General features: G+C 43.7%; 13 protein-coding genes. 4 read left to right on the top strand and 9 right to left on the bottom strand.

Features of this window, described 5'->3' with window-relative positions:
* Nucleotides 1-31 precede the first annotated feature (31 nt).
* From V7K98_RS07835 to V7K98_RS07810, 6 genes are all read right to left on the bottom strand, one after another.
* A complete protein-coding gene (locus V7K98_RS07835) occupies nt 32-994 on the bottom strand; it encodes an aldo/keto reductase (RefSeq protein WP_335020435.1) in 963 nt (320 codons plus the stop codon).
* A gap of 384 nt (nt 995-1,378) precedes the next feature.
* Complete coding sequence (locus V7K98_RS07830) at nt 1,379-2,539, bottom strand: hypothetical protein (RefSeq protein ID WP_335020433.1); 1,161 nt, start codon at nt 2,537-2,539, stop codon at nt 1,379-1,381.
* Nucleotides 2,540-2,728: 189 nt separating this feature from the next.
* The gene (locus V7K98_RS07825) at nt 2,729-3,034 is read right to left on the bottom strand and encodes a small RNA NsiR4-regulated ssr1528 family protein (RefSeq protein WP_335020431.1); all 306 of its coding nucleotides are present in this window, start codon (nt 3,032-3,034) and stop codon (nt 2,729-2,731) included.
* Nucleotides 3,035-3,167: 133 nt separating this feature from the next.
* Entirely contained in the window at nt 3,168-3,422 is a 255-nt protein-coding gene (locus V7K98_RS07820; protein WP_335020584.1) for a hypothetical protein, read from the bottom strand.
* Between the two features lie 204 nt (nt 3,423-3,626).
* A complete protein-coding gene (gene ppc, locus V7K98_RS07815; RefSeq protein ID WP_335020429.1) occupies nt 3,627-6,686 on the bottom strand; it encodes a phosphoenolpyruvate carboxylase in 3,060 nt (1,019 codons plus the stop codon).
* A gap of 101 nt (nt 6,687-6,787) precedes the next feature.
* The gene (locus V7K98_RS07810; protein WP_334857928.1) at nt 6,788-7,024 is read right to left on the bottom strand and encodes a hypothetical protein; all 237 of its coding nucleotides are present in this window, start codon (nt 7,022-7,024) and stop codon (nt 6,788-6,790) included.
* Nucleotides 7,025-7,492: 468 nt separating this feature from the next.
* On the opposite strand from V7K98_RS07810, the gene V7K98_RS07805 reads away from it, so the two are divergent.
* The 4 genes from V7K98_RS07805 to V7K98_RS07790 all read left to right on the top strand — a co-directional run bounded on the left by V7K98_RS07805 (nt 7,493) and on the right by V7K98_RS07790 (nt 14,482).
* Nucleotides 7,493-10,504, top strand: a complete 3,012-nt coding sequence (locus V7K98_RS07805) for a DUF1574 domain-containing protein (RefSeq protein WP_335020427.1) — start codon at nt 7,493-7,495, stop codon at nt 10,502-10,504.
* A gap of 144 nt (nt 10,505-10,648) precedes the next feature.
* Complete coding sequence (locus V7K98_RS07800; protein ID WP_335020425.1) at nt 10,649-12,148, top strand: MBOAT family O-acyltransferase; 1,500 nt, start codon at nt 10,649-10,651, stop codon at nt 12,146-12,148.
* Between the two features lie 608 nt (nt 12,149-12,756).
* The gene (gene psbA, locus V7K98_RS07795) at nt 12,757-13,839 is read left to right on the top strand and encodes a photosystem II q(b) protein (protein ID WP_335020423.1); all 1,083 of its coding nucleotides are present in this window, start codon (nt 12,757-12,759) and stop codon (nt 13,837-13,839) included.
* Between the two features lie 136 nt (nt 13,840-13,975).
* Complete coding sequence (locus V7K98_RS07790) at nt 13,976-14,482, top strand: DUF29 domain-containing protein (protein WP_335020421.1); 507 nt, start codon at nt 13,976-13,978, stop codon at nt 14,480-14,482.
* A gap of 40 nt (nt 14,483-14,522) precedes the next feature.
* On the opposite strand, the gene V7K98_RS07785 is transcribed toward V7K98_RS07790, so the two are convergent.
* The 3 genes from V7K98_RS07785 to V7K98_RS07775 all read right to left on the bottom strand — a co-directional run bounded on the left by V7K98_RS07785 (nt 14,523) and on the right by V7K98_RS07775 (nt 15,406).
* Nucleotides 14,523-14,786 carry a type II toxin-antitoxin system RelE family toxin gene (locus V7K98_RS07785; protein WP_335020419.1) on the bottom strand — a complete coding sequence of 88 codons (264 nt, stop codon included), beginning with the start codon at nt 14,784-14,786 and terminating at the stop codon, nt 14,523-14,525.
* A complete protein-coding gene (locus tag V7K98_RS07780; protein WP_335020417.1) occupies nt 14,783-14,995 on the bottom strand; it encodes a hypothetical protein in 213 nt (70 codons plus the stop codon). The genes V7K98_RS07785 and V7K98_RS07780 overlap by 4 nt, the downstream gene beginning before the upstream one ends.
* Before the next feature lie 204 nt (nt 14,996-15,199).
* Nucleotides 15,200-15,406, bottom strand: coding sequence for a type II toxin-antitoxin system HicB family antitoxin (locus V7K98_RS07775; RefSeq protein ID WP_335020415.1), 207 nt, complete (start codon nt 15,404-15,406; stop codon nt 15,200-15,202).
* Between the last annotated feature and the right edge of the window lie 111 nt (nt 15,407-15,517).

Below are 15,517 nucleotides of genomic sequence, written 5' to 3'. Positions count from 1 at the left end.
AACCTCCTGCACAGACGACACTAAGAAAGCATTACGCTGACATCAATTGTTGGATGCGCTGTGGTTCCTCTCCCAGCCAGTCTGGGTTTTGAGCAGTACTGTCAAAGATTGATGAGGTTTTGAAAGGCTCAAACTCGCCGCGTGATGCTGCTTCTGACGTTTTTGCTAAGAGCGATCGCACTTGTTCGTCATTCATTGGCTGGAAAGTCCGCACGGCTTCAAAGGCTTGGTCTAAAATCTCCATGCTGTCAATTCCGGTAATCACAACTGATGTGGGCAGATTCAAAGCATAGTGTAAACACTGTATTGGTGTTACAGTCTTTGACCGTAAAAGAATACCGTTTGCCAAGCTTTTCATTCCCAGAACGCCGATGTTTTGTTTTACTAGTTCTGGTACAACCAGCTTTGCAAAGCTTCGGTAGTGGGCATCCATGACATTGAGCGGCATCTGTACTGTATCAAATTTAAACCCTTGAGCGGCGGCAACTTCCAACATATGGAGATGAACATGGGGATCTTTATGCCCAGTAAAACCGATGTATCGGAGTTTGCCAGCTTTGCGTGCTTCAATTAAGGCAGCATTCGCCCCTTCTTCATCAAAAACTCGATGCGGATCTTCGTACCGAATAATTTCGTGGTGCTGAACCAGATCGATGCAATCCACTTGCAGACGTTGAAGTGATTCGTCTAGCTGTTTTGCTGCTGCTTTTTTTGAGCGTCCATCGATTTTCGTCATCAAGAAAACTTTATCGCGGTAGCGATCGCGCAGAGCTTTTCCCATCCGAATCTCGCTAACTCCATCGTTGTAATCCCAACTGTTATCCATAAAATTGATGCCGCGATCGATTGCTGTTCTAACAATTCGGATCGCCAGTTGCTCATCAACGTGTTTTAAAGCAATGTGCCAACCACCCAATCCAATCGCAGAAACTCTCTCTCCTGTACTACCAAGAACTCGGTATGACATTTCTGAATTTGGCGTAGTTCCTGACATCTGTTCTCCAAGTCTTTCAGCTATTACCTAAGTACATATAGCTGTGTGCCAATTCAAAATGCAAGGGGAAGTTGACAATATCTTGCTGAAGATATAGTTTTGAACCGATTGGGAAAAGACTCAAGAAGCCAAAATACGGATGGCAATTTGGAATGTGTGAGGTAAGGATAAGACTTAGGCTAATACCGTGTCGAATTACCCCCCTTAGAAAGGGGGGAAACCGGAAAATCCAGTTCCCTCCCCTTTATAAGGGGAGGGTTAGGTGGGCTAAAACCTTGGTTAGTCAGCTATTTTCAGACTTGTGTATACACCGTAGCCCCTTGTAGGGGAAAAGAATGGAAGAGAGGTCAAAGTGTATTGCTTCCATTCGAGAAGGGCTATAGATTACGGAGAGGGAACCGCTACTCGATTACCGGGAACAATCTGTGGCTGATAAGAAAACACTTCTCGGCTACGGGGATTTACGGTCACTTTGAGCCAATTCACATCGTTAGTGCCGTTCGCCGCATTGTCACCAAATGTTTCGACACGAGTGAAGTTCTCAATGCGTCTACCTTGAGCATCCAGAAATGGTTTGTCAAGGCGGTAGTAGTGTGAATCGCCGTGTACATAGGCAATGGGTTTACGAAAAGCGATCGCCTCATCGCGGAACGCTAGTAAAAAGTCCTGGAAGCCGTCAGGCTGACCATCGGTTTGCGCGAGTGTCTTTGGATCGCGTAAAGGCGCTCTGGTTCCGTCGGTCAGATCCCACCCCGGATCGCCTTGGGAAATAAACATAACTGCCACTGAATTGCGTACCTTTGCCACTTGAAAGGTCTTTTTCATCCATGCAATATTAGCCCTGTTTCTTGCTTCGTACTCCTCTGGATCTGGTGCAGTGTCGCATAGGTTGTTGCAAGAACCCTGGATATTCAGTGTCGCATAAGTAACCTTCCCGACTGTCCATCGGCGGTTCTCAACACATGGTGTCGCACCAGTTGCACCAAGACACAGTGGTCTTGTCTGTACCTCTTGGGCTAGCCGATGCTGCCCAAGGGAAAAATTCGTGTTAAAGAATACCTGACGCTCGTAGTCGAGGCGATCGCGTGAGTTGAATCCACCGTTTGAGGGGCGATCGCAGTCAGTCCAATCATTGTCGCCTGGGGTAAAGGCTGCTGGTGCTTTCAGGGCGTTGAAGTAGCCGAGCGCCTGGGTGTAGAGTTCATTACTGCACGTGGTAGGTGTTACCGAACCAGGCGTAGAGTTGCCGCCCTTCAAGTCGCCGTCGTGGACAGTGAAAGCCAGGTTTTGCGAGTTCATATCAGCGATGAGATTCGGGACTCCCTTTGTCGCCTGGATATCTGAGTAGGGTAGATCCCCCCAAAGTCCGATAGCGTATGTCTCGTTTTCGCCCTCGTATTCGTACTCGTACTTCCTCTCGCCAGCAGTCGCTAAACCGATTGTAGAACTTGCCAGAAAGGGCACAGTCAGCGCCAGTAAACATATTTTACGCAGCAAACGCGCAGTGCTGATGCGTTGAAACACTGAGTACCCAAACTTTGCCATTATCTATATCCTCAATTATTCTTTGGCTTCAGGAGCGTATTTTGGTAAATTAGCCCCTGCTCACGCCATTTCAGTTAGAAAATTAGATTAGCGGATTGCTGATGACAGATAGGTTATGGATGGGTTAATAGTTCGCTTTTTTACATGTTTCTGTTGCCGCGAATTATATGAATTCTGGCTATGCTAGATTTATTTGCCGCTATAAAAAAAGGCAATTTCTTTTTCTTTTAAGGGTGCAAAATCAGCATCTACAAGTAATTGGTCGAGTTCTGGTTGGGGAATGTGTTTTGCACCAATTCGCACAATCCGCGATCGCATAGTATTAGATACGCCACTGCGCTGTCTATTACCTTCTAGCGCCATGACTTTACCATAAAGTTCTAGCTTGGCAGGCGGAATGGGAGAACCATCAAAATCAATTCCCTGTGCGATCGCTTCATCAATAGCATCAGCACCCGTGGTAGTTTGATTCCCTGGGTTAGTTTCAGTAGGCATAGTGATTTGCTCTTAAGGCTATGGGTAGATTTTACCAGCCTTACTGACACCTTTTTCCTGCCGAGTACTAGAGGTAAGGGCAATTCATGAATTACCACTATGAGGAGTCAAGGTTTTAATTACCTTTTTAGAATTAATCACGAACTTGCCGCGTCACCAAACCCCCAACAAACGCCCCTAAAATAGTTCCCGTCCATAATCCTGCTGTGCTACCTTGCCATATTGCTCCTGGTGTCATCCAAGCGTTGCATATCTCTTGTAAACCCCAAGGTTGATTTTGGCACTTTTGACTATGCAGCATTATGGTGATTTGCCCACTGGCGTAAGCACCAAAAAAACCTGCTGATAGCGCCAAAAAAGTGCAAATTAAAATTCTATTTTTAATCATTGGGCATTGGGCATTGGGCATTGGGCATTGGGCATTGGGCATTGGGCATTGGGGATAAGAAGTAGAGGTGCAGAAGGGAAAAACTTACTGTAACTTCACTCTAGGGAACTCCAAGAAATAAATTATCCAATTTCATCGAATCAAAACAACTTTCTCTCCCCATGCCCCATGCCCCATGCCCCATGCCCCATGCCCAATTCCCAATCACCCTGTATTTCTCATCCCAGCGGCAATCCCATTAATAGTTAACAATGCTCCTCGGAGTAACTCGCCTTTGCTGTAACGAGAATGGATGACTCCAGAAGTAGCATTACTATTCATAGATTGGCGTAAACGTTTGAGCAGGGAAACTTGGATAAATCCCAAGGGGACAATTGTGCCATTACGTAACTGTACAGATCGCTGCAAAACAGGATCGCCATCTAACAAGCGATTGTGATCGGTGATTTTCAACACCAAATCTCTTGTGAGATAGAATTCGCTGGCAATTTGGTCAAAAACCTTGGCAAAACGAAGTTGATCTTCTGGTTTTGACAATTCCTGAACGTAGTGATGTGCCATTTGCATATCTACTTTTGCCAAAGTCATCTCGGCTTTAGAAATTACCATTTTGAAAAATGGCCATTTCACGTAAAAGTAGCGGAGTAATTTCAAGTGTTCTTCTGGTTCTGCGTTCAAGAATTCTTGGACAGCTGTGCCAACGCCATACCACGAAGGAAGCAAAAAGCGGGTTTGTGTCCAGCTAAATACCCAAGGAATAGCTCTCAGACTGCTTAAATCTTTCTTACCAGATGGACGGCGGGCTGGACGGGAACTAATTTGTAGCTGGCTAATTTCTTCAATGGGAGTTACTTGATGGAAGAAGTCAACAAAATCAGGTTGTTCGTAGATTAAAGCCCGATAATGTTGACGCGATCGCGCTGCTAATTCTTCCATAATCTCATTCCAGGGTTCAATATCATCAAACCCTGTCCGCAGTAGGCTAGCTTGAATTACGGCAGTGGTAATGGTTTCCATGTGGTATAATGCCAAGTCCAACAAGGAATATTTGGAAGCCAAAACTTCTCCTTGTTCGGTAATCTTGATTCGCCCATTGATACTATGACCGGGTTGAGCTAAAATCGCCTCGTAAGCTGGGCCACCACCCCGCCCCACAGAACCGCCGCGTCCGTGGAAAATCCGCAAACTTATATCATAGTTTTCTGCTATTTCTTGCAGTGATTTTTGGGCTTTATGAATTTCCCAATTGCTGCTTAAAAAACCAGAATCTTTGTTGCTGTCAGAATACCCCAACATTACTTCTTGTAAGTTCACCGGGAGGGGGGCAGGGGGGGATGAATTTTTATCGGCATCTTCTGCCTTTATCTGTTCGTAGCCGCCGGCTAATAAAGCGCGATATAAGGGGAGTTCAAACAGTTTTCGCATGACGCTTCGGGAGCGTTGTAAATCTTCTACTGTTTCAAATAGGGGGACAACTTGAATGGTTCCCACGGCTATGGCGGGATCAAAAAGTCTGGCTTCTTTGGCTAACAGTAGTACTTCTAGCACGTCGCTGACATCGCGGCACATGCTGATAATGTAAGTTTGGCAGATGTTGAGGCCAAATTCTTGTTGGAGCGATCGCACGACGCGAAAAGTCTCAATTACATCGTTGGTTTTTTCCGAAAATGGCAATTCTGCCGGAATTAACGGCCGACGAGTTTGTAGTTCTCCTGTAAGCCAAGCAACTCTTTGCTCCTCAGAGAGTTCGTTGTAAGGCTGAGGTAATATTTGCAGGTATTGTAGTATCTCATCCAGCGCATCGGCGTGGCGGGATGATTCTTGACGAATATCTAACTGTGTCAAGTTAAAACCAAAAATTTCTACTTGACAGATGAGATTTTCTAATTCTCGACAGCTTAAACCTGTTTCTGTCAAGTTGCGCTGAATCATTCGCAGTTCTGCTAAAAAATCGTCTCCCGAACTATACAGGGGACTATCTTGATTTTTTGGCGTTTCTCGATTGTATAAAGCGAGATTGCGATCGCGGGTATTTTCTAACCGTCTCAGTACATAAGCCAGTTTCAGCCGATAAGGTTCTTGTCGATAACGCAAGGCCAGTGCATCGTACACTTCACTCAACTGGGATTGATCTAACTCTAGAGATTCCAGTAAATCTGGCAAGACATCACTCCAGTGCATCGACACACTCAATAATTCAATCAGATTTTTCACTGACTGAATATATCTCCCCAGCACCATTTTGCGTTGATAGCAAGCTGTTTGCCAGGTAATCTCTGGTGTAACTGATGGGTTCCCATCCCTATCTGAGCCTACCCAGGAGCCGAAAGAGCAAAAGTTTTTACTTGGTGGTTCTAGCCAAGGAAAGGTACTAGATAGGGTGTGTTTGAAACGTTTATAAAGTTGGGGAATGCCATCAAATAAAACTTCTTGGAAGTAGTGCAGGGCATAATCTACTTCATCTAACACTGTAGGTTTAAACTGGTGAAGTTCGTCGGTGCGCCACCAGAGGCGAATTTCTTCGAGCAATTGTTCGCGGACATCTGCTGCTTCCCAAGGATATGCTCCCGGTGTAGTACCAGAATGGTTTTCCAAAGCATCCAGCTTTTGTAAAAGTTGCACCACCTGGCGCTGCTTATCACGGATGGTATGACGAACAATTTCCGTCGGGTGCGCTGTGAAAACTAAGCGCACATCGAGATGGGCAATTAGACGTTGAATTTGCTGGGGTGGTACATTCAGTTTGAATAAATAGGGAAACAAAGCAGCGAAAGTCCCTTGTGGTTTGACTTGCGCTTTTTCTAGATAATTTTTTTTCAGGAAGACTGTTGCTATTCCCTTACTAACCGGCGCATCATCTTCCCTTTGATTAGACGAATAGTTGGCGTTGGATGGTGTTACTGGCTCTATAGCTTCTGTATCTGCCTCATAGCGACTCAGCTGCTGCCGTTGTTCGTATTCTTGCTCGATGATGTTAATCAGCTGAAAATACAGAGCGAAAGCACGAGCGGCGCGGATTGCTTCGTTGATATTTAGTTGTTCAATTAATTTGACGGCTGAAGATGCTTGGTCATTTCTTGCCTGTCCTTCTGGCGAACACAAATCGCGCAGTTGCCGCAATAAGTCTACCATATTTTGACCGCATTCTTGCCGGAGAACTGACTCCCACAATTCTTCCACCACCTGGAGACGATGACGCAAAAATAATTCCGACACCGGGTATATATCCGTAGTTTGAGACGAAGAGTATAAAAGGGAACCCATATTCTCTATCTTGTAAAGCTAATAACTGTTTACGCTTCTAGGTTTTCTACTGAATGCTCATCGGGTTATTCCTGAGCAAATAATTTTTTGGTGTATATTTTCTAAGTTTGATCGGTTTCGCTATCCTCTGGGAAGTCGAGAATGGGTAGGCGATCGCCTCGAAACAATTCTTCACTGGCTTCCCCGATGCTTTCTAGCGCCTTTACCGTGGTTTTTCCGGTAATGAGCAGCAGTAATATAGACGCTGTACCTACTTGTAAAAGGAACGATTTAGGAATGGTAAATAAATCGAGATGGGATGGCGGGTTAGTTGCGGGTTCTTGGTTGGCAGGAGTCATTGCTAATTTTTGGTTATGGGAATTATGAGTCAAAAGCAGTTTGTAGAGACGCGATCAATCGCGTCTGTCAGGAGTAGAGACGCGATGAATCGCGTCTGTACAAGAGTGAGGAGTTAAGATGACTCCAAGCATAAAAGGATGGAGTTGAAATGAGATAAGCTTGTTGTCTATTTCGTCCATCAGGCGCATTAGACACGATTCCGGGATTAAAGGACAAGTCATCAGCTAGTCATATAGAATTATTCTGACTTCTGACTTCTAAATTCTGACTCCCTATTAGTAAAATAAACGCAAAACTCAATATTAGTCAGACTTGCAACCTGTACAAGACTATCTTGGCCGATTTTGTGAGCTACGAAGGTAACAAAATTGTTAAAAAAAAACGTCAGAGTATGATAAACAGATGGTTCTAGTTTACAAGTGCAGGCACTATCCCCCAACAATCGCTGACTGTAAAGTTAAGTTCCCATGAAAACAGTATTACCAGATCGCCAGCAATCCTTAGTCCAATGGGTAAGCCAAGCCACAGGGATTAACACTTTCGGGGTGAAAGTCCGGTTACGGGGAAATGACCTTCATATTCTTTGTGAAGGTACTGAATGTCCAAAGCGTTGGCGTACTTTGTCTGATTTGCTGCAAGCACTACAGCAAACAAACTTAGATACTCTCACAAGCAGCGAACAAACCTCAATATATCAAGTATTTGTCTATGGCCGAAGAAAAGGGGAGCAACGCCCCTTATGGTGCCATCGGGTTTACTTGAATCAAATAGATAAGCATCTGGAGCAAGTGGAGCAAGCCTTGCTAGCAGACTCGGAAAAATTAAAACAATCGGCTGGGGCGCTAATTGTCTCTAACGAAAGTTTGGCACGTCAAGGGAATCCAGAGGCGATCGCCAGATATCTCAGCGAAACTTTGAGTAGTTTGGGTGTATCGGTACAGGCAAAGATTAAGCCATATAAATCAAATAATTCTCAGCCGGAAGAAAATCGCCTGTGGATATTTTGCCAATCAAGCTATAGTCCTGATGCTTCATTGCTTGCTGAACCCATAGCAGAGAAGTTGCGTTATCTCAAACTTTCCGGCTACCAAGATGCCGTAATTGTTTCTCAGGTAAGGGGCGAGAGTGCCCCTGATTGGCTGCTGCGGGTGGATTTGACACCAGCAGAGGTAATGCTGAAAGAATGGGCGCGTTGGGGAGATATCCAAGCGATCGCGCGATTATTAACTGAGGTATTGTCAGGGTTAAAAGTTGCCGTCCAAATTTCTCTGAAAGAATCAACTCTACATATCTTTTGTACGCCAGCTTTTGACCCTTTAGGAACTGCCCCAATCCCCGACAAAGTAGTGTGTTTAGAGGCGATTGTACCGCAGTTAGAAGCGATCGCACCTCAAGGCATTCTCGCCGCCACCATATACGGACAAAAACCAGGCGACACACAACCCACTTGGATTGATTGGCTAGCTTTACCCGCCACAACCCATCCCGCCTTTGCCCCGTCACCCTTGGATTTGGCAAATACTGGCGATGAACCAGCGATCGTATTTTTACTGGAGCGTATACTCAATCCTGATTTGGATTGGCGTTTATTGACAGGTGGAATTCGCGTCCTTTTGCTGAACAAAAATGATTTACTGCATATCTTATGTGATGCGCCTGTTTGTCCAGCGCGTCAACAAGTAGCAAGTAAAATTACGCAGTTTATCCGCCATTTGAAAATTCCCGGTATTATGGGAATACGTGTATACGGTCGCCGGGCTGGGAACAAAGAACCTTTTTGGAACTATGGCGTTGATCTCGAACATCGCCAACGTTTAGTACCAGAAGCAATCCCAGAATTCGCTGCTACTTCTAAATACATTGACGATCTCGTAACCTCTGAGACTAGTGAGCCAATTTTGCGCCCCGATTTAACCACAGAAGAAGTTCAAAATTTTGTAACCGAAGTAGCGCGAGATTGGATAGCAACGACTAGTGCAACCGCGAAAAAATTCTTGTTAAAAAGCCAGGTATTTACCGAAAGCCACCAGTCAGCAGAACAAAATCCTGACGATCAAGGACTTAAGATTGCTCTAGTTTGGGGGACGCTCGGATTATTACTCACTCTCCAAACTGATTGGGTATTGGGTCGAATTATTGCACAGACTAAACCGAGCTTGCCCAAAGCGGCCAGTGTTTTACCTTCACCACCTGGACAAAAGGCATCTTTAACATCTGGGAAAACTCAGAGTGAGAAAACGGCACTTTTTAGCAGCACTTCCAAGAGAAAATCTCCTGCAAATCAGAGTTCTGTATTTAATGCCTCTGAGTTTACGCAAAGTGATGAGACACCGACAAATAATTTGGCAGCCGCACCACTGAAGGAAAAAGCAACCGCAACAGCTATTCTTTTAGCAGCGCGATCGCAGATGCCAAGTTTCAATGTTAGGCAGTTAGATGAGCAACTAGCACTGTATAAACAGCGTTTGGCTATAAATGGTACACCGCCAGATATATTGGTTATTGGTTCCTCCCGCGCCCTCAGAGGAGTAGATCCAGGAGAACTTTCTAAAGCTTTAGCTACTCAAGGTTATCCAAATATTGACGTATTTAACTTTGGAATCAACGGTGCTACTGCACAAGTTGTAGACTTTCTGCTTCGCCACGTACTAGAACCATCAGAACTGCCTAAAATAATTGTTTGGGCAGATGGTTCCCGTGCTTTCAATGGTGGACGCGAGGATATTACCTTTAAATCCATTGCTGCATCAGCTGGTTATAAACAAGCATTCCAAAAAGCGCCAACAACTGCAAATAGCAGTGATTCAACCGAAAACAAGGAAATTTCCGGCGAACAGAAAGTAAAAGAAGAAAAACAGGAGATTAGCCCATATCAAGCTGTCAATGATTCATTAAATCAGGCTCTAGCATCCCTTTCTGGTAGCTATGCAAACCGCGACCAAATAAAAAGTTTATTGCAAAAACAACTGCTTGTATTTGGTAACAATCAGACAGTTGCATCACAAAAACAGCAAACAGACGGAACTTCAGACGAGAGTACTTCCCAGCAAGCAGTTGATTTTGATGGCTTTCTAGCTTTGTCAATCCGCTTCAATCCTGCTAGATACTATCAAAAACATTCTAGAGTTCCCGGAAATTACGACAACGACTATAAATCTTTCCAATTAGAAGGACAGCAAGATACTGCTTTCCAAGAAGTGCTTCAGTTTACCCAATCTCAAAAAATTTCCTTAGTGTTTGTTAACATGCCTCTCACGGCAGATTATTTAGATCCAGTGCGTAGAGGATATGAGCAAGAATTTCAGCAATATATGTTGCGTCAAGCGACTAATCCCAACTTTATCTATCGAGATTTGAGCCAAAGGTGGCCAAAAGCCAATGACTACTTTTCCGATCCCAGCCACCTCAACCGCTTTGGAGCATACGAAGTTTCCAAAAAGCTGGCTAACGATCCCATGATTCCTTGGCCAGTGAAGTAAGGATAGGGAGGCAGCAGAGCAGGGGAAGATGAAGGAAATAAGAGAAAAGAGGTAATTTTAATTCTGTCCAATACCCCATGCCCCATGCCCAATGCCCCATGCCCAATGCCCAATAACAAATGACAAATGATAAATGACAAATAAATGAACTTTATATCAATTTTCTATGGACTATTCTTGCTGAGTGTTTTAGGGATTTACTGGTCTTTAGCACAAGAAAAATTACGATTGTGGACGCTGCTAATTGCTAGTTTAGTTTTCTATTCATCTTTGCACATCCAGTACATACCATTGCTATTAGCATTGACGTTTATCAATTTCCGTGTGGGGCTGGAGATTGGTAAAAATACATCACCAGGTAAACATTCTCTTGACTGGCAAATCTCTAATGAAGAGTGGCAATTTGCTCAAGGTGACTGGAATCGTCGTCGTCTAAAAGTGTTGTGGCTAGGTATAACTCTCAATGTTTTACTATTATTAGCTTTTAAGTATCTAACCCCTTTATTTAAGTTTGTTTTCAATATCCAAACAAACTCACTAGATAGCTCTTTTAAATTGATTGCACCCTTGGGTATTTCATTTTTTACCTTTGAATGCATTGCTTATTTAATAGATGTTTATCGCGGTGCGCCTGCTGCGGATCAGTTTCTCAAATTTGCCACCTACAAATTATTCTTTGCAAAACTGATTTCCGGCCCAATTACGCGCTACCACAACTTAGCAAATCAATTCAATACGCTAGACTTTCCCAGTGCCGATAGAGTAGCACAGGCGCTATGGTTAATTGCTAGAGGCGCAGTCAAGAAAGGTATTTTTGCAGATCATCTGGGAATTTTTGTCGATTTATGTTTTGGTAACTTACAACGGGCGGGTAGTACCGATCTCTGGTTAGCGACATTCGCCTACGGCTTGCAGTTATATCTAGATTTCAACGGTTACGTAGATATTGCCCGTGGCAGTGCCTTACTTTTCGGCTTAGTTTTACCTGAAAATTTTGACTTTCCCTACTTTAGCACCAGTATTGGAGAATTTTGGCGGCGCTGGCATATCACTCTAGGAGATTGGCTACGAAACTATGTCTACTTTCCTTTGGGTGGTTCGCGTCAGGGTTTAGTCCGTACCTGCTGGAATTTATTTACTGTGATGTTAATCGCTGGTATCTGGCACGGCGCTGCTTTGGGTTATGTAGTTTGGGGCATATTCCACGGGTTAGCCTTGGTGGTTCATCGACTTACAGATGCGATGAGCGATCGCTATGCAGAACTAGAGCAATTCTGGCAAAATCCTTTAGGTATCCTCGTTGCTTGGTTCTTAACCCAATTGATGGTTTTTACCTCTTGGATTTGGTTCCGCCTACCGAATCTCGAAGACTCTTCTTTGGTAATTCGACACCTTTGGGGTTATCCTGCTGATGCTCAGTTTGCTCAAAAGGTCTATGTGGATGCCTTAAATATCAGCCAATACCAACTCACTTGGGTACTTCTAACTTTAGCTGCTCTTATGGCTGTACTCTATGCCTTCAACCGAATGCTGAAGTTAGAGTTTAACTGGCCTATTAAGCTTGTCTTTGTTCCCATCTGTTTCTATGCAGTTTGGTTATTAGCTCCTGAAGGCAGTTTACCCTACATCTACTTTGATTTTTAACAGGACTGACACAAAAAATAGCCCAAACCTTTATTTACCGGTAGGGGGAATTCATGAATTCCCCCTACCGCATGTAGTCTTGCATACAGCAGATTGCAACAGACGTGAGGTACAGATCATCGTAGGGGCACAACATGTTGTGCCCCTACCCGTGTACTTCATTTACCCGCAATACGCTGTAAGTCCTAATTTAAGTTTCTACAAACTTCTAAAAACAATCAACAGCAACATCTAGCGCTTCTCGCTTGGATGCAATACACTTTCACCTCACTTCCATTCCTCTCTCCTAATATCATTTCGTTACAAATTAACCCGGCTTGAAATTTTTTGAAGAGATTATTTGTTAAGGAATGTAAAGACAATTAAATAGGCGATCGCGTCGTTAAAAATTATGACTTTAAATCGCTGAAAAAGGCTCAATCAATTACTTTTATCACTATGAGCAACAGTAGAAAAACTATATATTTCGATTAACTTGCTAAAGAATTTTATTACAAAATATTAAGTCAAAACTCCTGTCCAAATAATTTCATGTAGACTCTAACTCAATAGGCAAGAACAATATTTGCTTGTTCCATTTTTAACAAAATATTAGCACTTATAAAACAATGACCACAACCTTACAACGGCGCTCCGACGCTAACGTATGGGATCGCTTTTGCGAGTGGATTACCAGCACTGACAACCGGATCTACATCGGTTGGTTTGGTGTCCTAATGATCCCAACCCTAATAGCTGCTACTACTTGCTTCGTAATCGCATTTATCGCAGCGCCTCCAGTAGACATTGATGGTATCCGCGAACCAGTTGCAGGTTCTTTAATCTACGGAAATAACATTATTTCTGGTGCAGTTGTTCCTTCCTCCAACGCTATTGGCTTGCACTTCTACCCAATTTGGGAAGCTGCTTCCTTAGATGAGTGGTTGTACAACGGTGGCCCTTACCAGTTGGTAGTTTTCCACTTCTTGATCGGTTGCGCTTGCTACCTCGGTCGTCAGTGGGAACTTTCTTACCGCTTAGGTATGCGTCCTTGGATCTGTGTAGCTTACAGCGCACCTTTGGCTTCCGCTTGTGCAGTATTCTTGATCTACCCCATCGGTCAAGGTTCTTTCTCTGATGGTATGCCTTTGGGTATCTCTGGAACCTTCAACTTCATGATCGTGTTCCAAGCAGAACACAACATCTTGATGCACCCCTTCCACATGTTAGGTGTTGCTGGTGTATTCGGCGGTTCCTTGTTCTCTGCAATGCACGGTTCTCTAGTAACTTCTTCCTTGGTGCGTGAAACCACCGAAACCGAATCTCTTAACTACGGTTACAAATTCGGTCAAGAAGAAGAAACCTACAACATCGTTGCAGCCCACGGCTACTTCGGTCGTTTAATCTTCCAATACGCTTCCTTCAACAACAGCCGTTCACTGCACTTCTTCTTAGCAGCTTGGCCTGTCGTCGGTATCTGGTTCACCGCTTTGGGTATCAGCACGATGGCGTTCAACCTGAACGGTTTCAACTTCAACCAATCAATCATTGACTCTCAAGGTCGCTCCATCAGCACCTGGGCAGATGTAATCAACCGCGCTAACTTGGGTATGGAAGTAATGCACGAGCGTAACGCTCACAACTTCCCCCTAGACTTAGCTGCCGGTGAAGTTACTCCTGTAGCAATGACTGCTCCTGCTATCAACGGTTAATTCTGAAGATTTAGCTAAATAAGAAACGCCTCCCAGAAATGGGGGGCGTTTTTTTGCATCGCTCTTAATAGCAGAATTACCGGAGTTCAAGACAGTTATACAATAAAAGCAAAGACGTTGAGGTTAAACTAACCTAATGCGTGTACCTGAAACAAACCCAAAGATACCAAAGCCTTTGCCTTCACCAAGCCTCTACGAAACTGATTTTTACGCTTGGACACAGGAACAAGTTATTTTACTTAGCAATGAGCAGTGGAGCCAGATTGATCTGCAAAATCTGATTGAGGAGATTCAATCTTTGGGTAAACAGCAACGTCAAGAACTGCGAAACCGTCTGAGTGTGTTGATTGGACATTTACTAAAATGGCAGTACCAGCCTCAACGTCGCAGCCGTAGCTGGTTAGCAACGCTTCGGATTCAACGCTTAGATATTGCTGAACTGCTCGAAGAAAATCCTAGCCTAAAGCCCTACCTTGAAGAAGCACTTCGCAAAGCTTACCTTAAAGGTGTCGAATTAGCTGTTGGAGAAACAGATTTGCCCAATCGGACTTTTCCGGTAGAGTGTCCCTACAGTTTGGTAGAGATTGTGGACTATGATTTCTACCCCGGTGAACCAAGCAAGTTAGTAGATGAATCAAACTAGAATCAAAGGGGTGGGTCTGGAATCCTCACTTGCTCAAGTGTCAATCGTCTCTATAAACTTCTCTACGATGCCCTACTCTGACAACAGTTACTACTAAGACATCATCGAAAATCTGATACAAAATCCGATAATCGCCTACTCTGATGCGATAACGATTTTCGCCATTTTTTAATTTTCCCACACCATCAGGGCGAGGATCAGCAGCTAATTGTTGAATTTTGCTTTCTAGCCTTTCTTGAATATCTACTGGTAACTTTTTGAGTTGTTTAGATGCACTTTTTGAAATTTCTACTTGGTAGCTCATGCAGTTTTTTGCTGATGTTCTGACCAAGTTAAAGCGCCATTTTCTCTGATATCTTTTAATCCCTCTTCAAAATCTCTTTCATCCGACTCGTCTTCCTGTTTACGGATTTTTAACAGTGATAAAATCTCTTGTAAGGTATCGTCATAAGCCAGTTCTAAGTGTTCATTAATAGCCTTGATTAACGCTTGCCTTTTAGTTGTAGTTTCCATGTCTCTACTCTTTTTAACTGCTTATCATTGTCTATACCTTGAACACCTTATTTTACTCTAATAATCAATTTCATACAGCAATTTTGGCAACTCGATCTGTTGACTCAATTGCATTACCAATGAATTGGGTCTAAAGCCCCGTGCTTCACGCAATGCTTTAAAGTAATGAGTAAGGAGTAATGAGTGGATGAAAAATGGGTATTATTACTCATTACTCCTTCTTAAGAGCGCCTTTAGGTCGGTGAGGATGTCAAGACTGTTGGCAACTTCAAGCCAACCTTCAATAGCATCTTTTAAATTAGCCATCACTTCTTCTATGGTGTCTCCTTCGTTAATACAACCGGGAAGCGCGGGAACCTCTGCCCAATAGCCGCCTTCTTCTGCTGGATGAATAATTGCTCTAATTTTCATAAGCCTGTTGAGTTGGTTTGTGAGAATATGCTAACAACCATATTTGTTTGCTCTTAACTGTGGCTACTCAAATTAATATTGCTACGGTTCAAACAACAGCTGCTTCTGCGA

It is taken from the genome of Nostoc sp., from assembly GCF_036917435.1.
GTDB lineage: Bacteria > Cyanobacteriota > Cyanobacteriia > Cyanobacteriales > Nostocaceae > Nostoc.
This window is presented reverse-complemented; position numbering and strand designations above follow the sequence as displayed.